Origin of the sequence: Mesorhizobium sp. (assembly GCF_004962245.1) — a bacterium.
Taxonomy (GTDB): domain Bacteria; phylum Pseudomonadota; class Alphaproteobacteria; order Rhizobiales; family Rhizobiaceae; genus Mesorhizobium.
The window spans coordinates 143,707-167,973 of the sequence record NZ_SUHQ01000003.1 but is presented as its reverse complement, the minus strand read 5'-3'; the positions used below and the strand labels follow the sequence as shown (position 1 = coordinate 167,973).

The following is a 24,267-nucleotide window of genomic DNA, read 5'->3' as shown; positions in this document are numbered from 1 at the left end:
GAACTGTGATCAGCGCGCGCCGCGCTCGTATGGAATGCCGAGCGCCGCCGGCAGACTGGCCCGCCGGCCGAACAGCACCAGCATGATCATCACCGCCAGGAACGGCAGCATCTGGATGATGTCGGTTGGTATGTTGATGCCGGCCACCTGCATGGCGGTCGTCAAGGACAGGCAGACGCCGAACAGCAACGCGCCGAACAGCACCCAGACCGGGCGGCCGCGCGCCAGCATGGCCAGCACGATGCCGAGAAAGCCCGCTCCATTGGTGATGAAGGGAATGAACAGGCCGGCCCCGACATTGGCGAGAAAGGCGCCGCCAAGTCCGGCCAGCGCTCCGGTCGTCAGCACGGCGATGGTACGGGTTCGCATGACGTCGATGCCCGCAACATCGAGTGCTGCCGGCTTGTCGCCCGCGGCCTGCAGGTTGAGGCCGAGCTGCGTGCGCCGATAGATGTGGCCCATGGCGAAAACCAGCGCGATCGCCAGATAGACGATCAAATGCTGCCTGAACAGCGCCGGGCCGATGACCGGAATGTCCGACAGCAACGGAATGACCGTGACGTCCACCGCCGGCAGGCGGGGATAGCTGCGCGAAAACTGGAAATGGTGGAGCAGTGCCGTCAGGCCTTCGAGTCCTAGGGTCAGCGCGATGCCGATGACGATCTGGTTCAGCCCGATGCGTACGCACAGCAGCGCCATGACAAGCGCCACCGCGATGCCGCCGGCAGCGCCGGTGAAAAAGCCGAGCCACAGCGATCCGGAATAGAAGGCGCCGACGAAGCCGAGATAAGCGCCGGCCAGCATCATGCCTTCGATGCCGATGTTGAGCACGCCGGCCTTTTCCGACATCTGTTCGCCAAGGCCGGCGAGCAGCAGCGGGATCGCCGCGGTGACCGCGCCGAACAAAAGCGCGCTGAGAAAGACTTCGCTGAAGAGCCCGGTCATGGCTTCAGACCCTCCGCGACTGGTTGTAGCGGTGATCAATGTATTCGGCGAGCGCGAGCACGATCAGCACGATGGAGACCAGCACCAGCGTGAAATGATTGGGCACGCCGAGCCGTCGGGCCGCACTCTCGCCGCCGATCGAAAGCACCGAGAGCAGAAAGACGAAACCGATGGCGGCAAAACCGTTCATGCGGGCGAGGAACACCACGGGGATGACGGCCAGACCATAGGCAGGGTTCCAGTCGGCGCGAACGTTACCTTGGACGCCGAGAATATCGACCGCGCCGGCAAGGCCAGCCAGCCCGGCCGAAATGGCGAAGACGGCAATGGTGAGCTTCGGCACGCCAAGTCCCGAATGGATTGCCGCGCGGGGGTTTGCGCCGACGATCCGCAGCTTCAGCCCGAACGCCGTGCGCGTCATCACCAGATGCACGATGATGATCGCCGCCAATCCCAGAAGCAGGCCGCTGGTTATGGTCGTTTCGAACAGCCGCGGCAGCCTGTCCTCGACCGGCAAGGTGCGGGTCTGCGGCACGGTTGTGCCCGGATCGCGAAACACCAGCTTGACCAGCACGTTGGCCAGCGAGGTGCCCAGAAACGTCATCATCAGCGTGGTGATGATCTCGTTGACGCCCTGATAGGCGCGCAGCAAGGCCGGCACCAGCGACCAGATCATCGCGACCACCATGGCGATCAGGAACGAGCAGACGAGCGCCAGCCAGGCCGGCATGATCTGCACGAAAACCGGAGCGCTGGCAGCGGCCGTTACCGCACCGAGCAGGAACTGGCCATCACCGCCGAGATTCCACATGCCCGCGCGAAAGGCCACAATCAGGCCGGCGGCAAGAAACAGCAGCGGCGCCATGCGCGTCAGCGTCTGCTGGATGCCGAGCGGCGAGAGAAGCCCTTTCTCGAGGACAAAGCCGTAGTAGGCAAGCGGATCGACGCCGACAGCAAGCAAGATGCAGCCGGCGATGATCAGTGCGGCCAGGATGGGGCCGAGCGTCATCAGCAGCCGATGCTGGATATCGCGGCGCGTTGCCACCGCGGCGGTGGGGTCGAGGGCGGTTGCGCCCGCGGAGGGGGCGGTCTCGATGCTCATGCGGCGAGCCCAATCATCAAGCGACCGACCTTGGTGCGGGCATCGTCGGCATTCTCGACGGTACCGACGAGCGATCCGTTCGAGATGACGGCGATACGGTCGCACATGCTGAGCAACTCCTCGAGGTCGGTGGAGATGAGCAGTACGGCAAGGCCGCGTGCCGCCGTGTCGCGGATTCGCTGGCGCGAAGCCAATGTGTTGGCGAGATCGAGCCCATATGTCGGCTTGTTGAAGATCACCACCTTTGCGCCTTCGGCAAGTTCGCGCGCCAAGAGCACCTTCTGGATATTGCCGCCGGAGAGCCGGGCGACCGGCGTTTTCAGACTTGGCGTGCGCACGTCATATTCGCGGACGATTTGAGCGGCGCGCTTGTCGATTTCAGCGCGCTGCTCGACGCCTTTGCGCCAGAAAGGCGCCGCGCCCACCTGCTTGAGGAAGAAGTTGATCGAAACCGGGAAGGTTCCGACCGTGCCCTCGCCGAGCCGGTCGTCGGTCAGGTAGCGAAGGCCTCGCTCACGGCGTTCGCCGACGCTCAGCGCCTCGATGGGCGCTCCCTCCAGCCGCACCGAACCGCCCATCGTCGCACGCTGGCCAGCCAGCGCCTCCGCCAGTTGCTTCTGGCCATTGCCGTCGATGCCGGCGATGCCAAAGATCTCGCCCGGACGGATATCGAACGAAATCGACGACAGGCACGGCGCCTCGTCTGTCGGCGCAACCGCAAGATCGTGGACCTGAAGCAGCGGAGCCGCTTCGGCGTGGATGACGCGAACCGGACGCTCGGCCGCTTCCGGGTCGTCCTTCCGCTTGCCGAACATCAATTCCACGATCTCCGAAATGATCGCCTGCTCGCCCAGCGCGCGAAATCGCTCAGGCGGGATTTCACCGACCTTGCGGCCGAGTTTCAGCACCGAGATGCGATCGCCGAAGGCAGCCGCCTCCTTGAGCTTGTGGGTGATGAAGACGATCGCCAACCCCTGCCCGACCAGGCGGCGCATCAGCGCGCCCAGCTCCTCGATGCCCTTCGGCGTCAGCATCGAGGTCGATTCGTCGAGGATCAGAAGCCGGGTGTTGCGCACCATCGCGCGCAGGATCTCGACCTGCTGCTGCTCGCCGAGCGAAAGCTCGGACACTTTAGCATGCAGCCTGACCGTAATGCCGAGCGTCCTGGTGATTTCGGCAACGCGTGCTTCCAGCTCCTCGGTCTTGGGGCGCTGCCACCACGGTCCACCGAGCAACAGGTTTTCCGCCACCGTCAGCGTCGGCACCAGCATCATATGCTGAAATACGGTTCCGATGCCGAGCGCCAGTGCATGGCGCGGCGACGTGATCGCGGTAGGCTCGCCATCGACCAGTATGCGCCCCTCGTCCGGCTGCTGCAGGCCCGACAGCATGCCGATCAAGGTGGATTTTCCAGCGCCATTTTCACCGAGCAGCACATGCACCTCGCCGGGGCGGATTGCCAGATCGACGCCGTCATTGGCGACCACCCCTGGGAACCGTTTGGTCACGCCCTCAAGCGCGACGATGTCGCGCTTGTCGACCGACAATGAGGAAGCAATGCTCATGCAAGACTCGGCCTTGAAAACATGAAATCGGTCCGGAGGGGTGAACTGGTCACCCCTCCGGAAGTCTGCCTTTGATCGCCTTACTGGGCGACGCTGGTCATCAGCGCCCTGACGGCTGCTGCATCATAGACCGGCTCGACCTTGGTCTTGCCGGAAATGACGTCCTCGCGCAGCGCCTGGATCTTCGCCCAGACATCGTCCGGGATAGCAGCGGTCTTCAGAAGCTTGACCGAATCGTCCTTGAGGCCGATCGAGTAGCTCTTGGTGCCGAAGGTGTCCGCCTTCAGGTCGGCGATCATCGCCGCATAAACCGGCTCGATGTTCCAGACCACCGACGACAGCAGAAAGCCTTTGTCGATCGGCGTCTTGTCACCGATGACGTCGATGAAATAGACCTTGCCGCCATCACCGGCCTTGGTCGTCTCGACCGCCTGCAGCATTCCGAAGCTCGAGCCGTTGCCCTGGCCGAAGATGATGTCAGCGCCCGATGCGATCACGCTTTCAGTGACGCGCTTGCCGCCGGCCGCATCGCTGTAGGCGGCCGGTCCGATCACCGCATAGGTGACCTTGACGTCCGGGTTCTCGGCCTTCACGCCCTGCGCGAACGCCGCCGACTGCGAGTTCCACGATGGCGGCTCGCCCGAAACGACGATGCCGACAGATTTGGAGCGCGACATCTTGGCGGCGAGACGGCCGGCAAGATACGCACCTTCGTGGCCGCTCAGCGTGTAGTCGGCGACGAGCCCCTTCTCGAGACCGGTCGGCGTGTCGACGATCGCCACCGGGACCTTGGTTTCCTTGGCGATTTCGGGAGCCGCGGTATTGTAGCCGCTGGCATGGGCGATCAGCAGGCTGGCGCCGTCGGACGCCAATTCGCGCAATGTCGGCCGCACGTCGCCATAGCCGAGCCCCTGCGCCACCACGATCTCGATGCCGGCCGCTTTGGCCGCCGCTTTTGCAGCGTCGATGCCTTGCTGGTTCCAGCCATAGTCGGTGCCTTCTTCCGGCGCCAGGATGGCAATCGACTTGACTTCGGCGGCAAGTGCGTTGCCAAGCAAGAGACTGCTTAATATAAAAGCGCTTACGCTGCTCTTCAGAAACTTTGACATGTTACCCTCTCTGGTTCGGTTGACCCAATATATTCTTATTGTTATTGCGCATAAGCGAGGTATACTACCTGAACAATTATATCAGGATTTCAGGCAAGGTGGTTGTGCGATACATCCTTCCGGTAATGCTGGCGTTCACGTCGTTCGCCAACGCGGTTGAATTGCGGCACGTGACTGTCCGGACCGGCACCGACGGACTCGATCCCGTGCCGCTGACGATTTCGAATGCCGGGCGCGAGGCGCTTTCCTGCAATGCCGACTTCGCCCACTGGTATTCGGCCACGATCGCCTCCGCGGCGCCTGGCAAGAGCGCTCGTGTCGAGCTGTGGTTCGATCCCGAAACCGGGACGTATACAATCCTCAACGACAAGCGCGAAAACCTGCCCGTCGAGCGGCTGTGGTGCGGCCTGGCCAGCCAGGTATACGCCACGCGCGTGCAGATCGCGCTCGACCGCGCCAGTGCCGCAAAGGGGCATCTGGCCGTGACGTGCAGCAGCGCGGACGACAGGCTGGCCTGCAAGTAGACGCTCGCTTTTTGCCAAGTCAGACACCGCCCCCGGCCTTCACTCTGCCGCCAGGAATTTGTCGGTGAAGACGTCGTCTGCCGACAGGGCCGTTTTGAGCACGCCCTGGTCCGTCAACGTCTTCAAGGTCTCTTCCCATTGCGCCTTCGTCATCCAGCCGAGGCCGTGTTCCTTCGTCGCCGGGCTGTTGAACGTCGAGGCGATGTCGGCCTTGAGCTGGGCCAGCAGGACATCCTTCTTTTCCGTGTAGCCCGGAACGGCCTTGGCCGTGATCTCGGCAGCTTCTTCCGGATGCGCCGCGACATAGTCGAAGGCTTCCCTGTACGCCTTCACGAAGCGCCGCACGACATCGGGCTTGTCCTTGATCATCGCTTCAGAAGTGAACAGCCCCGAGCCATAGGCCTTCCAGCCGTGATCCGCGCCGAGCATGATGCTCAGGGAGCCGGGACCGCCGGCCTTGGCTTCAAGTTCGGGAACTTCGGCGTCGAGATAACCGACCACCGTCTGCACACGTCCGAGCAGCAGGTAGCTCTCGTAAGGCGGCGAGACGCTGTTGAGCGTCATGTCCTTCTCGCTCATGCCGTTGGCGGCCAGGAAGCCCCTGAAGAAGATGTAAGTGGAGCCTGCCGGGTGGATGCCGATGGTCAGGCCCTTGAGGTCGGAAGGCTTGGTCAGCTTGAGCGTCTTGGCGAGCGAGATAATGCCCAGCGGGGACTGCTGATTGACCGCTGCCAGCGCCACGACGGGAACATTCTGCGACCTTGCCACGGCAAGCGTGGGAAGATCCCCGAAGCCGAACTCGGCGTTACCGTTGCCGACGAAGCGCATGGCATCCGGCGAACCGGACCCCTTGCGGACCTCCGCCACATCGATGTCATTCTTGGCGAAAAAGCCCTTTTCCTTGCCGACGAAGAACATAGCGTGATTGCCGCGCACCACCCAGTCGAGCTGGACGTTGACGGTGTCCGCCGCAAGGGACGCGTTCGAGAAGCCAAGCGCGCCGACAAACGCCGCAAAAGTGGCTGCCTTGATAAGAGAGCGTCTCAGCATTGTTGTTCCCTTCTTTTATCTTGGTTGTCCTAGGCCTGGCTGAATTTCGGCGCCCAGGGCACGACGATGCGTTCGAGAAATTCGGCTGCGTAGTAGAACGCGATGCCGAGCACGGAAACGAGCAGCAGCGCCGCGAAGACAAGGGGCGTGTCGAGCTGGGTCGACGCGAACTGGATCACGTAGCCGAGCCCGTCCGAGGCTCCGGCAAATTCGCCGACGATGGCGCCAATCACACTCAGGGTCGCGGCTATCTTGGTCCCGGCCATCAGGCTCGGCAGAGAGTGGGGAACACGGATCCTGAACAGGATCTGGGTCGGGCTGGCACCGACCGAATGCATCAGCGAAAGAAGCGAACGGTCGACTGATTGCATGCCGGCCAGCATCGACAGCGTCACCGGGAAGAAGGCGATGACCAGGATCAGGCCGATCTTCGGTGCGAGCCCATAGCCGAACCAGAGGATGAAGATCGGAGCGAGCGCGACCTTCGGAACGTTCTGGAACAGCACCACGAGCGGATACAGAGCGCGCCCCAGCCAGTCGAAACGCACGATGACGAGAGCCAGCGCTATGCCGACCACGACCGAGACAAGGAAGCCAAACAGGATTTCGCCTGCCGTGACCACCGTTGCCTGCGCGAGCGTGTCCCATTGCGCGACCAGGGATCGTGCAATCTCGGAAGGGGCAGGAACGATAAACGAGGATATGGAGAATATCCGCACCGCGGCTTCCCACAACACGATCGTCACCAGCAGAAGGATGACCGCCGGAAGCCAACTGCTTGTCGCCGCGTTCCAGCCGGAAACGGGCTGCGACGTGGAGGTATCGATAACGGATTGCTTGCTCAAGACGCGTCTCCCGGCTGATGACTGGAGCGCAGCATCCCTCGAAGCTGAAGCACCAGCCTGACAAATTCGGGGATCTCGGCCACGGAAGCGTCGCGTGGGTAGGGCAGAGGAACATCCAAGCTTTGCGTAATGCGGCCCGGTTTGATTCCCAGCACATGAACCTGGCGGGACAACTGAATGGCTTCGTCGATCGAATGCGTCACGAAGACAATCGTCTTGCCGGTCCTCTGCCAGATCTCCAGCAGCGATTGGCCCATCGAATCGCGGGTGATCGCGTCGAGGGCGCCAAACGGCTCGTCCATCAGCAAGACCGCCGGATCGAGCGCGAGGGCCCGGGCGATGGCGACCCGCTGACGCATGCCGCCAGACAATTCGTTTGGGCGCTTGTGGGCGGCATCGCCAAGTCCCACCAGCTCCAGCATCTCCTGCCCACGCGCTCGCAACGCTGAGCGCGACATCGACTTGTCGGCGATACCCAGCAGCATTGAGGCATTGTCGACGGCGTTTTTCCACGGAAGCAGGTTGGCATCCTGAAAGACGAGACCGATCATCCGCTTGCGCGCCGCCTCGCCTGGCGAAGCTCCGGCGATCGAGACGCTACCGCTGCTTGGACTGACCAGCCCAGCCAGCACTTTGAGCAATGTACTCTTGCCACAACCCGAAGGGCCGATCAGGGAAACGAACGAACCTTGCGGAACCGAAAGGTCGATATCCCTGAGGATCAGCTGCCGGTTCTGATCCGTGCCCATGACCACCGAAACGCCTTTGGCGGAGATGAGGTCGGCGTGGCGCATATGGGCCGGTCTGCCACCGGCGGGTCGAATGGTTTCAACCTGCATGGTCGGTCACCCCATGCATTGTCGTTGGCCGCAGCCGCGTGGTCTTGATGGTACAGTCCACACAAGCAGCCGACCGGGTGAAATCCCCAACACGGCCAGCCTCGTGCGCAACTTGTGCCATCGTCTATTCCCGGCCCTCGAGTATGCGGCGCACCGTGACGAGCTTGCGCGCCCGTTCGCCTTGCAGCGCCTTTATCTGCTCGGGCGTGTAGGAGAACATGCCTTCGCCCGACTTGATGCCGAACTTCGACGCCCCGGTCTTCTCCAACACGACCGGGGCAACGTCATCCCGATTGGAAAGGTCGGCGTTCAGGAACGAAGAGACGGATTTGTAGATATCGAGGCCCGCCATATCGAGCAGCGCCATCGGCCCGATGACGGCGATCTTGAAACCGATGCCCCATGAGACGCAGGTGTCGAGATCCTCCGGTTCGATAACGCCGCGCTCCACGAGGTCGACCGCCTCGCGCAGCAGCGCGTAGAGCACGCGATTTTCGACGAAGCCGGGGACATCCTTCTTCACGACCACCGGCAACAGGCCGATCGAGCGGATCAGGTCGCGGATCGTCGCCACGGTTTCCGGCGCGGTCTTCTCGCCGCCGATCACCTCGATCATCGGAATGATGTGCGGCGGGTTCGACCAGTGCATGCCGACCATCCGCTCGGGATGGGAGATATGGGCCTGCAGCCTGGTGATCGGGATGCCGGACGTGTCGGAGGCGACGATGACCGAAGAGCCGATCAGCGGGTCGATGGCGCGATAGGTCTCGGCCTTGATATCGATATTCTCAGGCACATTCTCGATGACCAATTCCGCCGCATCGACAGCCTCGGCGATGGTCCCCACGAAGCGCACCGCGCCTACCCCCGACGCGGGCGCCTTGATGTCGAGGCGGTCCAGAACCCCGCCGGCCATGTCGAGCATGCCGCGGGCGCGTTCGACCGCGACATCGGAAACATCGTACGCCGCCACATCGAGCCCACCGCGCGACAGCCGCGCGGCGATGCCCGGACCCATCGTTCCCAGTCCGATGAGGGCGGCGCGCTTGATCATCATGCGGCCTTTGCGGGTGCGGCGGCAGTCGCCGTCTTGAAGGCCGGGCGCGCCGCGATGGCGGCCACCCAGCGTTCGAGATTAGGCATTGACGGCCGGTCGATCCTGAAATCGATGCAGCGTTTCAGGATCGGCGCGCAGGCGATATCGGCTATGGTCAGCTTACCGAGCGCCAGGAAATCCTTGCCGGCCAGATGCCCGTCGACGATCTTGAGCTGCGCCACCAGATCCTTCACCTGCTCCTTGTATTCGGCGGTGTGCTCCTCGGGCGCCAGCTTCGCGCCCTTGAAGGCTGCCAGATAACCGGGATTGACCGCTGCCAGCAGAAAATCCATCCAGCGCTCGACCTCGGTCTTCTCCGCCGGCGTGGCGCCATGCAACTGTTCGCCGCCGGATGCCGCGAGATAGCGCAGGATGGTGTTGGACTCCCAGATCACGGTGTCGCCGTCGACCAGCGTCGGGACTTTCGACGTCGGATTGAGCGCCTTGTATTCAGCCGTCTGGGTGTTTTCGAACTGACGTCCATAATCCTCGCGCTTGTACGGCGCGCCAAGCTCCTCGAGCATGAAGAGCACCTTTTGAACATTGCCCGATGTCTGGCGACCTAAGAGCTTGTACATGTCGTCTCCTCGATTGTGTCGTGGCCTACTTGCCGGCCGGCAGCGGCTTGTAGACGATGGCGTCCATTTCGATCTTGGTGTTGATGACGGCCTTTGCCTCGACCGTCGTGCGTGCCAGCACCGCGTCGCCGATCCCTTCGAGGAACGCCTTGTTGTAGCGGCCGAAGTCGCGCGTATCCTCGAGATAGGTGGTAATCCGGACGACATCGGAGAGCGTCGCGCCCTCATGCGCTATGACACGCGCGATGGTCTTCAGCGTGGCCAGCGTTTCTTCCTCAATTGTGCCGCTGATCATGTTGTTGTTCTCGTCCTTTGGCACCTGACCGGAGACGAAAATGAAATCGCCGGCACGCACCGCCGGATGAAACGGCAGGTTCGGATTCTTCTTGCCGATGGCGTAATGGCTGTCGGATTTTCGCGTGCTGTCGCTCAACATGCCCCCCTTAGAGAACGCTGGTTTCGATGATGTCGACGCCACGGATGCGGTCGATCAGGTAGACGATACCGCGGTCGTCGATGGTGACGTCGTTGGAAGAGGACCGCTCGGCGCCTTCCGGCGCATCGGGCGTGAAATGGCCAACCTCCTTGGGTGCGAACGGGTCGGCGATGTCGACCAACCGCAGCCCTTGAGCGAACCAAGCAAAGGGAATGATAGTGCCCTTGAACCGCTCGGAGGGCTGATGGCAGCCCGTCATCGGCGGTTGCGGTGCGCCGTCGGTGTCGAGGCCAGGCACCTGGAAGGTCGAGATCGGCAGCGGGTTGGTGTCGTCGGTGATGTCGTAGATCCAGGTGAAGGCCGGCGGCGAAGGCCGAAGTTTGGCTACATCCTCGTCCGCCACCACCATGATCTTGCGGCCCTTGAGCGGCTGCGGGATCGGCAGGCAGGTATGCGTAGGGTGCGGAAAGCTCGGGCTCGAATTGACGTGAGAGACAAGCTTCGGCTTCGAAATGTCGGAAATGTCGAGGATGAACAGGCCGTGATGCCAGTAGCTGACATAGAGCCGGTCGCCCATGCGCAACGGATGGTGGCAGCGCGGCGTGACATAATCATGCCACGGGTACTCTTCGCCGCCGCCGGTCCACTGGCCTGGGATCCACCAGCGCCCGACCTCGACCGGATTCACCGGATCGATCAGGTCCAGGATCATTACGATGTTGCCGACATAACCGTCGGCGGTTGGCGAGATATAGGCGTAACGACCGTCATAGTCATAGCGATGCACGCCGTGACCGCCGGTCATCCACTTCGAGATGAGCCTCGGCTCCGACGGTCGGGTCGTGTCGTAAAGCGCCAGGCCACCGCCGAAATCGGCCGGGCCCGCATTGCCGAAGCGCTCGTGATTGATGATCATCAAGCCGTCCTGCGCGCGCACCTTGTGCGAGTGCCAGCCCGGCGGAACGTCGATCGTCGCGATCTTCTTCGGATTGCGCGGGTCTGAAATGTCGACCAGCGTCGTGCCGCTCGGCGGTCGCATATGGCCGATATAGAGGACATTGCCGTCGACCCAGACCTGACCTCCGCCCGGACAGTCGACATGGCCGATCTGCTTGGTGTTGAACGCCGAAACCAAATGCGTACGCCCTTGCTGCTGAAAGGTCTATTCGGTGTCCACGCCGCGATGGGGCGGCGTGGACATTCTTCGCCGCGAGATCAGACGATGCGGAGCAGATCGCCGGCCTGGTTGCGGCCCCAGCGCTTGTAGAGGAGCAGCGCCTTTTGGGTCGGCGCGTCGGTCGCGCCGAAGAATATGACCGGTTCCGTAGAGGAGCCGTTGACATGCTCGACCCAGGAACCACCCGGTATGGCGATCGTGTCGAACTGGTTCCAGTCGTAGCGCTTGCCCTCGATGATCGAATGGCCATTGCCGCGGAACGGCGCCAACAGCAGGCTGGCGGTCTCGCGCTGCGGCAGCGTCTTTTCGCCCGGCCGCAGCATCTGGACGTAGAAGTTGATCGTGCGGAAGACCGGGCCGCCAGTGGTGGGGTCGACATAGTCGATGACGATGCCTTCGTGCGGATCGCCGTCCCAATCCTTGTGCGCGTCAAGGATCGCTTCCATCTTTTCCCAGCGATAGACATACATCGGCGACGACAGGCCGCCGCCGCGCTTGTGATCGACGAAGCGCGGCATCAGGCCGCCTTCACCATAGATTCGCTGCGAATAATCGGCCGGGAAACGGGCGGTCTGTACCTTCCTCTCGACTTCCTTGCCGTCGACCATCTCGGTGTATTTGTGGTCGAAATGCACGGCGTGCAGCGTCTCCACCAGCGGCAGGTCGAGAACCGAAAGGTTGACCGCCTGTTCGCCGCCGACCGTGCCGTGATTGTGCCAGGCGTCGTTGGGCGTCAGCACCATGTCGCCAGGGCCGAAAACCACATCCTCGCCCTCGACGCCGGTAAAGTTGCCCTTGCCTGTCAGGCCAAAACGGATGGCGCTCGGCGAATGCTTGTGGGGCGGCATGATCTCGTCTGGATCATTCAGGCGGTAAGCGGTGTACATGGTGCTGACCGATGCGCGCTTGGGCGCGAGGCCCGGATTGACCAGGATCAGCGACCGGCGCTCGCTGTCGTCCATGGTCACCAGTTCCGCGGCGCGCTGAAGCAGCGGCTCGATGTCGGTATAGGACCAGACGAAGGGAATTGCTTTTGACGTCGCCATGAGCTGCTTGATCTCGTCGTGATCAACGCCTTCCGACGTCGCCCAAAACGGAAACATGTTCTTTTCGTAGAGGGCGTCGTAAAGGCCCTTCAGCGCCGCCTTCTTGTTGGTGACGGTAAGGTCTGCTGGTTGCGCCACGGACATGTTTGACACCCCTCTTCACGAAGAAAATGCGTTTAACCAACTCAACCGTATTCGGATTGGTTTTGCTCGACAATCCCAAAACTGAGAATTTTTGAAGTTTTTGGTTGGATGCTTTTTTGAACGGCAAATGCCCTGAAAAATGGCACAAAGGATCGAAAATGTGCGAAAAACCGCCCAATCCGGCAGGTGCAGATCGATCCACGGCGACCGCGGCAAGCACGCGGCAGCCCAACCAAACCCGAATTTTTATATTCAACCAAAGGATTAGTGGTTGAACCCGGGCGACGCCGGTCAGGCCACCATGCTTTGTTCGGCATGGCTGCGGATCAGGTCCGAGGCCTTTTCGGCGATCATGATGACCGCCGCATTGATGTTGCCGCAGACGAGATCCGGCATGACGGAAGCGTCCACCACGCGAAGGCCGGCAACGCCGCGCACCCGCAGTTGCGGATCGACCACCGACTCGGCGTCGACACCCATGCGGCAGGTGCCGGCCGGATGATGCACGGTGATCGATGTCTTGCGGATATGCTCGTCGATCTCGTCATCGCTTTCGCATTTGGGGCCTGGGAAGAATTCCGCCCCGACGAAAGGCGCCATCGACGGCTGCGCGGCCAGGTTTCGGGCAATGCGGAAGCCGGCGCGGAGCGACTGCCAGTCACGTGGCGAAGACAGGAAATTCTGGTGGATCAGTGGTGCGGCCAACGGGTCGTTCGACGCCAGTCTCACGCTCCCCCTGCTCTCCGGCTGGACGGCGACGATGCGGGTCGCAAAGCCGTCGGCGAAGGGCGCCTTGAATGGCGACATGTAAGGCCACGCAGCAAGCGGTGCAGCCGTGAAAAGCAGCTGCACGTCCGGCAACGGCCGGCTTGCATCGCTTTTCAGGAACGCCACGACCCCGCCAGGCACATCTCCCGAAAATCCTTTTCCGGTGAAATAGGTCTTGACGAAATCCAACCCAATACGATCGGCCCGCATCATCTTGAGGAATGGTCCCGGCTGCTTGCGCCGATACATCAAGATGACCGAAACGTGGTCCTGCAGATTCTTGCCGACCTGCGGACGCTCGACTTTCGTCCCGATACCATGCGCCGCGAGCTCGCCACTATCGCCGATCCCCGACAGCATCAGCAGCTGAGGCGTATTGATGACGCCGCCGGCAAGCAGAACCTCACGCCGCGCCAGTACCTGGTGGGCCGCACCGCCTCTGGTGTAGGCGATGCCCGTCGCGCGCCCATCCTTCAGGAGAACCCTCGTCGCCATCGCGCCTGTCAGCACCTTGACATTGCTGCGGCGCATGGCGGGACGCAGATAGGCGGACGCGGTCGAGCAGCGGCGGCCGTTGGCGATCGTCATTTGCAGGCGGCCAAAGCCTTCCTGCACGGCGCCATTGTAGTCGTCGGTCTGCGGGTATCCGGCGTCACGGCTGGCCGTGGCGAAGGCATCGATCAGTTCGTCCTTGTAGCGGCAGAACTGGGTGTTCAGCGGCCCGCTGCCGCCGCGATAGTGGCTCGCGCCCTTTTCCCAGCGCTCCTGCTTCTTGAAATAAGGCAGCACCTTGTCGAACGACCAATCGGTCAGGCCGCTCGCTGCCCAGCGGTCGTAGTCGCCGCGATTGCCGCGCACATAGGCCATGGCATTGGTGGAGGAGGAGCCGCCGATAACCTTGCCGCGCGCGCATTCGACCTTGCGCCCGCCGACATTGGCCTCGGGCTCGCAGAAATACATCCAGTCGTGACGGCGCTCGGTCAGGATCTTGCCCCAGCCGAGCGGGATGTGGATCATCGGATCGCGATCCCAATCCCCTGCTTCCAGAAGCAGCACGGAAACCGCAGGATCTTCACTCAGGCGGTGTGCAAGCACGCAGCCGGCCGACCCGGCTCCGACAATGACATAGTCAAAGGTTTCCCCAAACGGCATGCACGGTCCTCGAGACAAGGACGGCCCGCCGCATGAGAGCCGTCAAAACAACTGCGGCACTCAACCACTGCGCAACTGATGTTGTCAACCATCGCATGCAGATGTAAATTGGTTGAGTTGGTTGAGTGCCGTTCCAGCAGTTTCGTGTCACAATGTGACAATCGGACGTTGAGTCGGCGCTGCCGATCGGACAGGAGATTTGGTTTTGAGCGCATTCGAGCCGCAGATCGTACCATCGGATCTCGATGACATCATTGCAGCGATCCGCCAGCTGCAGCAGGGCGGCGGCAAGCTTCCTTCCGAGCGTGATCTTGCCGAACATCTGAACGTGAAGCGCCATCAGCTTCGCAAGGCGCTCGAGCTGCTGCGTCGGTCAGGCGACTTGAAGCCGGCGCGCGCCAGGCGTGCGCCCACTGCCCTACCCCGATATGGCGAAGAACTTGTCAGGGTAACCAACCCCATCGAAGTCCTGGAGTTGCGCCTGCTCATGGAGCCGGGGCTTGCCCGGTTGGCATCGCTGCGCGCCTCCTCGTTCGAGACGGCCCGGATCCTCGATGCGGCAACCACGCCGGAGAATGCTTCGTCGGGGGCGGTCGATTTCGCTTTTCATCTCGCTATCGTTGCAGCAGCCCGCAACCATCTTGCAGCTGAATTCTACAAGATGCTGCGTCAGGTCGGGGTCGATGCGCGGGTGAAGATCGCACGTACCGCGGCACCCACCTGCCCCAAGCGGATCGCCGAGCGCGACGGCGAACATCGGCTGATTGCCGAGGCGATCTCGAACCGCGACCCGGAAGCAGCCGAGGCGGCTATGCGCGCGCATCTGCTGTCCGTGCAAAGGCAGATCACGGAACGGTCTAATGCCGGCGCCTTTGCCGCATGATCGTTTCGCGTTCTAGCCAGCCTGCCTGCTCGTGGGGACTTTCAATTTGATGCGTCATTTCGACGTGCTTGTCGTCGGCGCAGGATCCGCCGGCTCGGTTGTGGCCAGCCGGCTAAGCGAGGACGGATCGTGCCAGGTCGGCCTGATCGAAGCCGGGACCATGCCGTCCGATCCCGATATCGCCGACCCGCTGAAATGGACGATGCTGCAAGGCCGCGCCTATGACTGGGCTTACAGGACGGTGCCGCAGCCCTTTACCGCGAACCGCGTGCATGAATGGCCACGCGGAAAGATCGTCGGCGGTTCGAGCTGCCTGCACGCCATGGCCTATGTGCGTGGTCATCCAGCGGATTTTGAACCCTGGGCGGCAGCCGGCGGCGAGCGCTGGTCCTATCAGGGGCTGTTGCCGGGCTTTATCCGCAGCGAAGCTTTCACGGCCTTCGACGCGCCGTCGCGCGGCCGCAGCGGACCGCTGGACGTCTATCTGCCCGATGCGGAGGTCAGCCCCGTCGTCCGCGCCTATATGGCTGCCGGGCGGGCCAACGGCATCCCTGTCCTGACCGACCACAACAGCGGCGAGTTGGCCGGCACAAGCCCCAATTCGCTGAACATCCGCGATGGCAAGCGCCTGAGCGTCGCCGACGCCTATCTGCCGCCGGAGGTGATAGTGCGACCGAACCTCGCCTTGCTCACGGCGCATGAGGTCGAGCACCTCCTGCTGGATGGCCACCGGGCAACCGGTGTGACTGCTACATGCAAAGGAGAGACCGTAACGGTCTCCGCCGACAGGATCGTTCTTTGCGCCGGCGCGGTGACCTCGCCGCTCATCCTCATGCGGTCGGGCGTTGGCGATCCGGATACGCTGAAGCGCGCGAGAATACGCTGCCTGGCCGACCGAAGCGATGTGGGCCGCAATCTGCAGGACCATCTGCTGGCTCTTGGAAACGTCTACAGCACGAAAAAGCCGGTGCCGCCGTCCCGCCTGCAGCATTCCGAATCGCTGATGTACCTGCACGGCAGCGATCCGACCCGTTCGACGGGAAGCCCCGACATCGTGCTCGCCTGCGTCGTCGCTCCATCAGCCGCGGATGGCTTGAGGGCACCGCCCTACGGCTCGGCTTTCACGATTCTATGCGGCGTCACCCACCCAACCAGCCGTGGGCGCATCGCGCCGAGCGGGCCGGACAGCGGCGATGCGCCCATCATCGACCCGCATTACCTCGAAACCGAACACGATCGGGCGGTGTTCAGGACGGCCTTGCGGACGGCGCGCGCGATTGGTCATCATGCGGCGCTCGACGAGTGGCGCGACGTCGAAATTCTGCCGGGACCACCGGTGCAGTCGGACGACGACCTCGACGCTTTCATCGCGAGCGCTGCCTCCACACATCATCATCCCGCCGGTACGTGCAGGATGGGTGGGGATGCAGACGCCGTCGTCGACCCGGATTTGCGGCTGAACGGCTTCGACAACATCTTCATCGTCGACGCGTCGGTGATGCCGACGATCCCGAGCGGACCGATCAACGCCGCGATAGTCGCCATCGCGGAAAGCTGGGCGTCAGCTCCACCCGGCGCATGACCCGAAAATCCCTGACGGTCTATTCCGCCCAGAGTTCACGGCGCAGTTCGCGCCAGCTTTCCTTGTCCGGTGCGACCAGCAAGCCACCTCCGACGTGCGAAGGCAGATAGGCGCTGCCGTCGAAATGCGCGGCGTAACCGCCGGCCTCGGCGTGGATCAGCACGCCCGCCAGATGATCCCACGGCATCAGCTTGTTGTAGACGACGAAATGAGCGTGGCCACTCGCCAGCAGACGGTATTCGTGAGCCGCGCAGCGATAGCCGAACTGCGACAAGGATTTCGTCTGGTTGCGCGCCAGCCGTGACCGTTCCGGCTCGGGCATGTATTGCCAGGAAACCGCGCCGGTCATTTGCGAGATCGGTGCAGGCTCGGCGACATGTACCTTCTCCAGAGTGCCATGCGCGTGCCGTATGTGGCTGCCGGCACCCTTGGCGCTAATCAGCCAGTCCTTGCCGATGGGATCGTGAATGATGCCGGCGACGGTCTCGCCCTTCACCACGACGCCCAGCATGACGCCGAACAGCGGCACGCCGGAGGCGAAATTGAAGGTGCCGTCGACCGGATCGATGACGAAGGCGAGATCGGCTTCGCCGAGGCCTTGGAGCAGCGCCGGATCGTCGGAACAGGCCTCCTCACCGACGATCATCGCCTGGGGGTAGCGCTCACGCAGCCTGACGGTGATCAGCCGCTCGGCATTCACGTCGGCCTCCGTCACCAGGTCGGCCGCCGAGGTCTTCTGGCGGACCTCGCCCTCATCCAGCCGGCGAAAGCGCGGCATGATCTCGGCAATGGCGGTGTCGGACAGAAGGTTGGCAAGCCAGTCGATCTCGGTATCGTCAAATATCATCGGGAATGTCTTGCCTTGTGGTGAGAGTCTCGTTGAGGGCGGCGAAATCGAACAGCTTTCTGTCGAGCAGGTGCGAGGGCCGCACATTGGTCATGGCGTGGATCATCGTGTCCTTGCGGCCGGGCATGCGCTTTTCCAAGTCGTCGAGCATCGCCTTCATCGCATTGCGCTGCAGCCCATCCTGGCTGCCGCACAGATCACACGGGATGATCGGGAACTTCATGGCGCCGGCGAATTTTTCGAGATCGGCCTCGGCGCAATAGGCGAGCGGCCGCAGCACCATGACGTCGCCGTCGTCGTTGAGCAGTTTTGGCGGCATGGCAGCGAGGCGACCGCCGTGGAACAGGTTCATGAAGAAGGTTTCCAGTATGTCCTCGCGGTGGTGACCGAGCACCAAAGCCGAGCAGCCCTCCTCCCGGGCGATCCGGTAGAGATGACCGCGTCTGAGCCGTGAGCACAGCGAACAGTAGGTGCTGCCCTCGGGAAGCTTGTCGGTCACCACCGAGTAGGTGTCCTGATATTCGATGCGGTATGGAATGGCGTGGCTATTGAGATAGTCGGGCAGGATGCGTTTCGGAAAATTCGGCTGGCCCTGGTCGAGATTGCAGGCCAACAGTTCGACCGGCAGCAGCCCGCGCCATTTGAGGTCGAGCAGCACGGCGAGCAGGCCGTAGGAATCCTTGCCGCCTGACAAGGCGACCAGCCAGCGGTCGCCAGGCCTCACCATCGAAAAGTCGTCGAGCGCCTGACGGGCGAGCCGCAGCAGCCGCTTGCGCAGCTTGTTGAACTCGACGGAGGACGGCACATCGGCAAACAGCGGATGAAAGCCGCCTTCGGCATCGGCGATCGGTTCAAGTGTTTCGGCGTTCGGCAGCATGTTCATGGCGCGTCGGCCCCAAAGTCCTTGTTGCCGCCCCGGATTAGCGCATCGGCCCGAAAATCGAAATCGATTTTCGAAAGCACGATGTGCAAATAGAAAGAACTAGAGCGTACTTTGTGCGTCCAAGCGGACGCACGTCGCTCTAGCGTAGCAGACAAAGAAAAGGCCGCCTCGATGGGCGGCCTTCGATGATATCGCAGACGACACGTTCGATCAGCGCGAATAGAATTCGACGACCAGGTTCGGTTCCATCTGCACGGCGAAGGGAACATCCGACAGGCCGGGGATACGCCCGAAGGTCGCAGTCATCTTGTTATGGTCGACCTCGATGTAGTCAGGCACGTCGCGCTCGGCCAAGCCCACCGATTCCAGGACGATCACCAGTTGCTTCGACTTTTCGCGCACTTCGATGACGTCACCCGGCTTGCAGCGGTACGAGCCGATGTTGACGCGCTTGCCGTTGACATTGATGTGACCGTGATTGACGAACTGGCGGGCGGCAAAGATGGTCGGCACGAACTTGGCACGGTAGACGACCGCGTCGAGACGCGATTCGAGCAGGCCTATCAGGTTCTCCGAGGTGTCGCCCTTGCGGCGGTTCGCCTCTTCATAGACCTTGCGGAACTGCTTTTCCGAAACGTCACCGTAGTGACCCTTCAGCTTCTGCTTGGCGCGTAGCTGCAGGCCGAAATCGGAAAGCTTGCCCTTGCGGCGCTGGCCGTGCTGGCCGGGACCGTATTCGCGCTTGTTAACCGGGGATTTCGGGCGGCCCCAGATGTTTTCGCCGAGACGGCGGTCGATCTTGTATTTCGCAGATTCGCGCTTGCTCATCGCATTCCCTTTCAAAACAACACACCCGGAACCTCATGGTCCGGGTGAAGGAAACGCGCCCTCCTCTGGCCTCCGTTTTCGAGACCTGACAGGGTTTTCCCACGCAACGCGGCGGAAAACCCACGGGACACGTCATTCTAGACAAGACCTGAGGAAGAATAGATCGGCTTCCAAAACGTCTTGCGCACATAAAGAAACCACCGGGCGTTGCGGCCCGGTGTTGATGGGCTGATTAAACGGAGATTTAGCCGGTGTCAAGCTTGCGGCGGCGTCGGTGGCGGCAGACGGATGCGGTCCTCGACGTTCAAGAGGAAGATGGTGTGGGGGCATGGTCATCGCAAGGTCATCCGCTTAAAGGTACGGCGTTGCCGCGCGGCTTGGCAGCGGCGCCACGCCTGCCGAGGGGCGACATCAACACTTCTATTCAAAGCTCGCGGTTCGGCCGCGGGCTTTGTGACCGTTGTTGGTCGCGCGAAATCGGAACCGACCGCCCGGCGGGGTATGCCCAGTCGGAAGCGGCGGCTAGTGCTTCGACTTCTTCTCGGGCAAGCCCTTGCGCTTGGTCTCGGCGAATTCCTCGAGTTGCTTTTCGCTCATGGATTCGTACATTCCCTTCGACGCGCCTTTGAGTTCGCTTTTCTTCGTCTCGCCACGCTTGGCGGACAATGCCGCGCCGGCGGCTTTCTGCTGGGCCTTTGATGTGGCTGGCATGATCGTTTCTCCCGTTTGCAGTGAGGGAAAAACGCACCGGTCCAGTTGATGTTCCCAATGCATATCGCCCAAAAGTGCTCAGCGGTTTGGGACAACGGCATGCAGAAGAAAGACTTCAGGAAATCGCCAGCCCAAATCCCTGCATCAGGCGGCGCATCGGAAAATCGGCTCTCTTCGAGGTGAAGACAGCAAGGTCGGCGCCTTCCACCAGCGTCTCGTCGCGACCTGTGGCCTCGATGTCCGTGAGAAGCGAGAGCGCCCTCCGCGCGATCGCTTCGGCGGGGTCGAGCCAATCGACCGGCCAGGGTGCTGTCTTGCGCATGCGGTTGGCCAGGAAAGGGTAATGAGTGCAGGCAAGCACGACGATATCGGTCCGCAGTTCATCATGCTCGACGAAGCATGGCGTGATCTCGGCACGCACGGCCTCTTCGTCGACAAAGCCCTCGCGCATATAGACTTCGGCCAGTCCCGCCAGATTGTCGCTGCCAACCAGCCGGACGTGGCATTTCTGAGCCCATTTGCTGATCAGGTCGCGCGTATACTGGCGCTTGACGGTACCTGGCGTCGCCAGCACCGAAACCAGCCCGGAGCGCGTGCGTTCCGCCGCCGGCTTGATCGCCGGCACAGTGCCGACGAAAGGATGGCCGGGAAATCTTTCGCGCAAGGCATCGATGACCAGCGTCGAGGCGGTGTTGCAGGCGATGACCGAAATGGCCGGTGAAAACCGGTCGAGCAATTTGCCGAACAGCTCCAGTATATGTGTCCTCAGTGCCGGTTCTTCCCAAGCACCATAGGGGAAGGCCGCGTCGTCGGCGACATAGACGAAGCGGCGGTCGGGCATCAGCACGCGCGCTTCGCGCAGCACCGTCAGGCCGCCGATGCCGGAATCGAACATCAGGATCGGGCGGGCATTTGAGGGGTCGGTCATTGTCATCGATTGCGAGAGGAGGCCCGGGACCACGTGAGGAGGCTGTCTGATGCTTTGGCCAATGATGCTGGCGCCATCATGGTCTTGAAGAGACAAGATGGTCACTCATCCGAAATAACATTCGGTTACTAGTGATTGCCCAACGATTGGTCCTAATCTTTGTCTGTCGCCTTGCCGGCGCGCGCCGCCGCTGCCGGAAGCCGTCTTGGATCATCGCCCGGCGATCCGTCGCCGCGCGGCATGGCCGGCGAGAACCTGTCCAACGATGATATGATACCACGCAGCACCTTGAGCTCCGGCTCAGCAAAGCCGGCGCGCGTCAGCACCGCGCGAAGATTGTCGACCATCTTCGGCTTCTTCGGTGCCGGGCGGAAATAGCCGCGTGCTTCGAGCGCGCCTTCCAGATACGCGAACAGGCCGTGCAATTGTTCCTTCGTCGCCGGCATCATGTCAGGGCTGGAAAAATTGGTTTTCGTCTCATCTTCCAAGCCCGACTTCATCCATTCATAGGACATCAGCAGGGCCGCCTGGGCGATGTTGAGCGAAGAAAAGGCGGGATCAACCGGGAAGGTGACGATCTCGTCAGCCAGGCCGACCTCGTCATTGTAGAGCCCGAACCGCTCGCGGCCGAACAGGATGCCGGTGCGTTGTCCGGCTTGCTGGCGCGCTCTCAGCGCCCTGCCCGCCTCGACCGGTCCGCGCACCGGCTTGAAATTATCGCGCGCGCGCGCCGTGGTGGCGAAGACGAAGTTCAGGTCGGCGACCGCCGAGGCCAGATCGTCGAATACTCTAGCGGCATCGATGACGTGGTCGGCGCGGCTCGCGGCGGCGCGCGCCTTCTCGCTCGGCCAGCCGTCGCGCGGATTGACGAGGCGCAGCTCAGCAAGGCCGAAATTCGCCATGGCGCGCGCGACCATGCCGATATTCTCGCCGAGCTGCGGTTCGACCAGGATGATCGCAGGGGCGGGAAGGATGTCGTCGTTGCTGGCTTGCATAGCGTCAATGAACTGCTGTTTGCGGCATTTCAGCGTCCCCTGCCATATCCAGCCGGGAAAATGAAGCTTTCGCAAGGAACGCCCAAACGCCACGGCCGAACCCGCCCGCGCGGATCGCCGTTTGCGCGGCCAAAAATGCTTTGATATACGGGCCGCATCCCCGGCCGAAAGCCATGCGGGCAAGGCCGTTCCGATCCCCAACAATGAGGCATTCTTTCCATGGCGAAGATCAAGGTGGCGAACCCGGTCGTCGAACTCGACGGCGACGAGATGACCCGCATCATCTGGCAGTTCATCAAGGATAAGCTGATCCACCCCTATCTCGACCTCAAGCTCGAATATTACGACCTCGGCATCGAGCACCGCGACGCCACCAACGACCAGGTGACCATCGATTCGGCCAATGCCATCAAGAAATACGGCGTCGGCGTGAAATGCGCGACGATCACGCCCGACGAGCAGCGCGTCGAGGAATTCAAGCTGAAGAAGATGTGGAAGTCGCCGAACGGCACGATCCGCAACATCCTCGGCGGCACCATCTTTCGCGAGCCGATCATCATGAAGAACGTGCCGCGGCTGGTGCCCGGCTGGACCAAGCCGATCATCGTCGGCCGCCACGCCTTCGGCGACCAGTACCGCGCCACCGACTTCCGCTTCCCCGGCAAGGGCAAGCTGACCATCAAGTTTGTCGGCGAGGACGGCACGGTTATCGAGCACGACGTCTACGATGCGCCAGGCGCCGGCGTCGCCATGGCCATGTACAATCTCGACGAGTCGATCCGCGAATTCGCCCGCGCCTCGCTGAACTACGGCCTGCTGCGCAACTATCCGGTCTACCTCTCGACCAAGAACACCATCCTTAAGGCCTATGACGGCCGCTTCAAGGACATTTTCCAGGAAGTCTACGAGGCCGAGTTCGAAGCCGAGTTCAAATCCAAGAAGCTCTGGTATGAGCACCGGCTGATCGATGACATGGTCGCCTCAAGCCTGAAATGGTCGGGCGGCTATGTCTGGGCCTGCAAGAACTATGACGGCGACGTGCAGTCCGACACGGTGGCGCAAGGCTTCGGTTCGCTCGGCCTGATGACCTCGGTGCTGATGACGCCGGACGGCAAGACAGTGGAGGCGGAAGCCGCGCATGGCACCGTCACCCGCCACTATCGCCAGCACCAGAAGGGCGAGGAAACCTCGACCAATTCGATCGCCTCGATCTTCGCCTGGACCCGCGGTCTCGCCCACCGCGCCAAGCTCGACGACAATGCCGAGCTGGCTCGTTTTGCCGACACGCTGGAAAAGGTCTGCATCCAGACCGTCGAGGCCGGCTTCATGACCAAGGACCTGTCGCTGCTGATCGGTCCCGACCAGCCATGGCTTTCGACCACCGGCTTCCTCGACAAGATCGACGAGAATCTGCAGAAGGCGATGGCCTGAGCATACGAGTAGAGTGATCAGGCGAGCGGCATGAGCAGGCCCGTCGTCTACGGGGCGGACTACAGCGTCTATGTGCGCATCGTCCGCCTCGCGCTCGAGGAAAAGGGCATCGACTACGAACTTGTGCCGGTCGACATCTTTGCGGCGGACGGCATTCCGGCCTGGTATTTCGAGCATCATCCGTTCGGCCGCATCCCGGCCTTCGCGCATGACGGGTTTCGTCTCTACGAGACCAGCGCGATTGCCAGATATGTCGACGAGGCTTTCGACGGCCCGGCGTTGCAACCGGTCGAAGTCCGGCCTCGCGCAACCATGAACCAGATCATCGGCATGCTCGACGCCTATGCCTATCGGGCGATGGTCTGGGATGTCGCCGTTGAGCGGCTGGAGAAAGAAGCGCCGGATGAGGCGCTGATTGCCGACGGGCTTCGGCGGGCGAGCACGGCGCTGAGGGCGCTCTCCTCGCTGAAAGCCGCCGGGCCGTGGTTGCTGGGCGATCAGCTGACGCTGGCCGACCTGCACGCCGCGCCGATCATCAGCTATTTCGTCAAGGTCGCCGAAGGGCGGAACTTGCTGGCCGAGTTCTCCGATATTCATGCTTGGTGGACGCGGGTCTCAGGACGATCGAGCTTCGCCAATACCGAACAGGCCGGTTGACCTGCGACGCTAGCTAAGACTTCCAGAGACCAATTGTCGATGTCGGAGCCGCCCCTCATCCGCCTGCCAGTCCCTTCTCCCCGTATAGGGACGGGGAGAAGGGACTGGCCGCAACGTCGGCGCTTGTTCTGCAACGCCGGCGATTG

24 protein-coding genes are annotated in these 24,267 nt (G+C 62.3%); 5 read left to right on the top strand and 19 right to left on the bottom strand.

Annotated features, from left to right (window positions below; translation table 11 throughout):
- Positions 1–9: 9 nt before the first annotated feature.
- From E5X88_RS04435 to E5X88_RS04420, 4 genes are all read right to left on the bottom strand, one after another.
- The gene (locus tag E5X88_RS04435; protein ID WP_292158619.1) at positions 10–945 is read right to left on the bottom strand and encodes an ABC transporter permease; all 936 of its coding nucleotides are present in this window, start codon (positions 943–945) and stop codon (positions 10–12) included.
- Between the two features lie 4 nt (positions 946–949).
- Positions 950–2,047: an ABC transporter permease gene (locus E5X88_RS04430; protein WP_292158617.1), complete on the bottom strand. Its 1,098-nt coding sequence runs from the start codon at positions 2,045–2,047 to the stop codon at positions 950–952.
- Positions 2,044–3,612: an ABC transporter ATP-binding protein gene (locus E5X88_RS04425; RefSeq protein ID WP_292158614.1), complete on the bottom strand. Its 1,569-nt coding sequence runs from the start codon at positions 3,610–3,612 to the stop codon at positions 2,044–2,046. The genes E5X88_RS04430 and E5X88_RS04425 overlap by 4 nt, the downstream gene beginning before the upstream one ends.
- 80 nt (positions 3,613–3,692) lie before the next feature.
- Positions 3,693–4,721, bottom strand: a complete 1,029-nt coding sequence (locus tag E5X88_RS04420; protein WP_292158612.1) for a BMP family protein — start codon at positions 4,719–4,721, stop codon at positions 3,693–3,695.
- Between the two features lie 98 nt (positions 4,722–4,819).
- On the opposite strand from E5X88_RS04420, the gene E5X88_RS04415 reads away from it, so the two are divergent.
- Positions 4,820–5,245 (top strand): hypothetical protein, encoded by a 426-nt coding sequence (locus tag E5X88_RS04415; protein WP_292158610.1) that lies wholly within the window; start codon positions 4,820–4,822, stop codon positions 5,243–5,245.
- Between the two features lie 39 nt (positions 5,246–5,284).
- Here E5X88_RS04415 and E5X88_RS04410 read toward each other — a convergent pair whose 3' ends face one another.
- The 9 genes from E5X88_RS04410 to E5X88_RS04370 form a co-directional block, all read right to left on the bottom strand.
- Entirely contained in the window at positions 5,285–6,295 is a 1,011-nt protein-coding gene (locus E5X88_RS04410) for an ABC transporter substrate-binding protein (RefSeq protein WP_292158608.1), read from the bottom strand.
- Positions 6,296–6,324: 29 nt separating this feature from the next.
- Positions 6,325–7,140: an ABC transporter permease gene (locus E5X88_RS04405; RefSeq protein ID WP_292158606.1), complete on the bottom strand. Its 816-nt coding sequence runs from the start codon at positions 7,138–7,140 to the stop codon at positions 6,325–6,327.
- The gene (locus E5X88_RS04400) at positions 7,137–7,979 is read right to left on the bottom strand and encodes an ABC transporter ATP-binding protein (RefSeq protein WP_292158604.1); all 843 of its coding nucleotides are present in this window, start codon (positions 7,977–7,979) and stop codon (positions 7,137–7,139) included. Before E5X88_RS04400 ends, E5X88_RS04405 begins: the two co-directional genes overlap by 4 nt.
- A 124-nt stretch (positions 7,980–8,103) precedes the next feature.
- A complete protein-coding gene (gene fhmpcd1, locus E5X88_RS04395) occupies positions 8,104–9,033 on the bottom strand; it encodes a 5-formyl-3-hydroxy-2-methylpyridine 4-carboxylate 5-dehydrogenase (RefSeq protein ID WP_366664755.1) in 930 nt (309 codons plus the stop codon).
- Positions 9,033–9,653, bottom strand: coding sequence for a glutathione S-transferase family protein (locus E5X88_RS04390; RefSeq protein WP_292158599.1), 621 nt, complete (start codon positions 9,651–9,653; stop codon positions 9,033–9,035). The genes fhmpcd1 and E5X88_RS04390 overlap by 1 nt, the downstream gene beginning before the upstream one ends.
- A 25-nt stretch (positions 9,654–9,678) precedes the next feature.
- Complete coding sequence (locus tag E5X88_RS04385) at positions 9,679–10,089, bottom strand: RidA family protein (protein ID WP_292158597.1); 411 nt, start codon at positions 10,087–10,089, stop codon at positions 9,679–9,681.
- A gap of 7 nt (positions 10,090–10,096) precedes the next feature.
- Positions 10,097–11,224: a hypothetical protein gene (locus E5X88_RS04380; protein WP_292158595.1), complete on the bottom strand. Its 1,128-nt coding sequence runs from the start codon at positions 11,222–11,224 to the stop codon at positions 10,097–10,099.
- A gap of 80 nt (positions 11,225–11,304) precedes the next feature.
- Positions 11,305–12,456: a cupin domain-containing protein gene (locus E5X88_RS04375; RefSeq protein ID WP_292158593.1), complete on the bottom strand. Its 1,152-nt coding sequence runs from the start codon at positions 12,454–12,456 to the stop codon at positions 11,305–11,307.
- A gap of 291 nt (positions 12,457–12,747) precedes the next feature.
- Positions 12,748–14,376, bottom strand: coding sequence for a choline dehydrogenase (locus E5X88_RS04370; protein ID WP_292158591.1), 1,629 nt, complete (start codon positions 14,374–14,376; stop codon positions 12,748–12,750).
- 205 nt (positions 14,377–14,581) lie between these two features.
- On the opposite strand from E5X88_RS04370, the gene E5X88_RS04365 reads away from it, so the two are divergent.
- A complete protein-coding gene (locus E5X88_RS04365; RefSeq protein ID WP_292158589.1) occupies positions 14,582–15,259 on the top strand; it encodes an FCD domain-containing protein in 678 nt (225 codons plus the stop codon).
- A gap of 49 nt (positions 15,260–15,308) precedes the next feature.
- Positions 15,309–16,841 (top strand): GMC family oxidoreductase N-terminal domain-containing protein, encoded by a 1,533-nt coding sequence (locus tag E5X88_RS04360; protein WP_292158588.1) that lies wholly within the window; start codon positions 15,309–15,311, stop codon positions 16,839–16,841.
- A 19-nt stretch (positions 16,842–16,860) separates the two neighbouring features.
- Here E5X88_RS04360 and E5X88_RS04355 read toward each other — a convergent pair whose 3' ends face one another.
- The 6 genes from E5X88_RS04355 to E5X88_RS04330 all read right to left on the bottom strand — a co-directional run bounded on the left by E5X88_RS04355 (position 16,861) and on the right by E5X88_RS04330 (position 22,033).
- The gene (locus E5X88_RS04355) at positions 16,861–17,688 is read right to left on the bottom strand and encodes an inositol monophosphatase family protein (protein WP_292158587.1); all 828 of its coding nucleotides are present in this window, start codon (positions 17,686–17,688) and stop codon (positions 16,861–16,863) included.
- Complete coding sequence (gene ttcA / locus E5X88_RS04350) at positions 17,678–18,571, bottom strand: tRNA 2-thiocytidine(32) synthetase TtcA (RefSeq protein ID WP_292158586.1); 894 nt, start codon at positions 18,569–18,571, stop codon at positions 17,678–17,680. Before ttcA ends, E5X88_RS04355 begins: the two co-directional genes overlap by 11 nt.
- Positions 18,572–18,781: 210 nt before the next feature.
- On the bottom strand, positions 18,782–19,399 hold the full coding sequence (gene rpsD / locus E5X88_RS04345) for a 30S ribosomal protein S4 (RefSeq protein WP_127317332.1): 618 nt from the start codon (positions 19,397–19,399) through the stop codon (positions 18,782–18,784).
- 522 nt (positions 19,400–19,921) lie between these two features.
- Positions 19,922–20,110, bottom strand: a complete 189-nt coding sequence (locus tag E5X88_RS04340; RefSeq protein ID WP_292158585.1) for a DUF3008 family protein — start codon at positions 20,108–20,110, stop codon at positions 19,922–19,924.
- Positions 20,111–20,225: 115 nt separating this feature from the next.
- Positions 20,226–21,038 (bottom strand): glutamate racemase, encoded by an 813-nt coding sequence (gene murI / locus E5X88_RS04335; RefSeq protein ID WP_292158584.1) that lies wholly within the window; start codon positions 21,036–21,038, stop codon positions 20,226–20,228.
- Positions 21,039–21,190: 152 nt separating this feature from the next.
- The gene (locus tag E5X88_RS04330) at positions 21,191–22,033 is read right to left on the bottom strand and encodes an RNA methyltransferase (protein WP_292158583.1); all 843 of its coding nucleotides are present in this window, start codon (positions 22,031–22,033) and stop codon (positions 21,191–21,193) included.
- 219 nt (positions 22,034–22,252) lie between these two features.
- Here E5X88_RS04330 and E5X88_RS04325 point away from each other — a divergent pair, with 219 nt between their 5' ends.
- Both E5X88_RS04325 and E5X88_RS04320 read left to right on the top strand, forming a co-directional pair.
- Complete coding sequence (locus tag E5X88_RS04325; RefSeq protein WP_292158582.1) at positions 22,253–23,464, top strand: NADP-dependent isocitrate dehydrogenase; 1,212 nt, start codon at positions 22,253–22,255, stop codon at positions 23,462–23,464.
- Between the two features lie 30 nt (positions 23,465–23,494).
- Positions 23,495–24,121 carry a glutathione S-transferase family protein gene (locus E5X88_RS04320; RefSeq protein ID WP_292158581.1) on the top strand — a complete coding sequence of 209 codons (627 nt, stop codon included), beginning with the start codon at positions 23,495–23,497 and terminating at the stop codon, positions 24,119–24,121.
- Positions 24,122–24,267 lie beyond the last annotated feature (146 nt).